We start from the raw sequence: 772 nt of genomic DNA, 5'->3' as shown, positions 1-772 counted from the left end.
GGATCTTGCTCTAGCAAATGCAATAATTGATCTTGCAATACTTCCACTTCACGTTGTGGGCTATGACTTGCATGAAAGGTCAGAGAGTGATCATCAGGCGAAATAACACGTTTTTTCTCACTACATTCATAAGTTTTAAGAGTTGTGCCTAATTGTGAAAAATCGTCTAAATCAAGGATATCTGCTTGTAATTGATGAAGTAAGCAATCTCTTGGAATATCAACAAAAGCATCCAACACATCAGTATATTCAAGCTCAGAAAGAAAATAGAGGTTATCTTTACCCAGCTTTCCCCATGAGGCTAATAGCGGATTACCGATATTTTGCTCTCCCTCTTCATTAAATAATAAAGAGGCATTTTTTTCATCTTTAAACCAAGGCGATTCATGTAATTGCTGATAATGACGAGGTTTTGGACTATTAAGACGAGCAAGAAATTTAGGATCTTGAATATCACCCCAATAGTAACGGCAAGGGTTTGTAAAAAGTAAATAGATCTCTGTATGATGCCCAATTGCTTGCAGTGCCTGCAAATAGACTTGAGGTAATGCAGAAATTCCACAAATAAAGATACGAGGTGGAAAACAGTGCTGAAGTTCTCCTTCTTTTGCACCATTTAATGTCGAAATAAATTGTTGATAAAGATTAGAACGATGCCATTGAGGCTGATTGAGATCTTTTGTGTATTGCTGTAATGCTACCCACAATATTTTTTGCCAGTGCTGATTTTCACTCAACCCTTCTATCAATTCATCGTTTTCCCATGCGGCCA

General features: G+C 37.2%; 1 protein-coding gene. It reads right to left on the bottom strand.

Annotated features, from left to right (window positions below):
• On the bottom strand, positions 1 to 772 hold a 772-nt coding region (locus tag ABN217_RS19195; protein WP_349459847.1), incomplete at both ends, for an exodeoxyribonuclease V subunit gamma.

Origin of the sequence: Proteus sp. fly-1067, from assembly GCF_040139345.1 — a bacterium.
Lineage (GTDB): Bacteria > Pseudomonadota > Gammaproteobacteria > Enterobacterales > Enterobacteriaceae > Proteus > Proteus vulgaris_B.
Note: the sequence above shows the minus strand (reverse complement) of the source record. Positions and strands in the feature narration are given on the sequence as shown.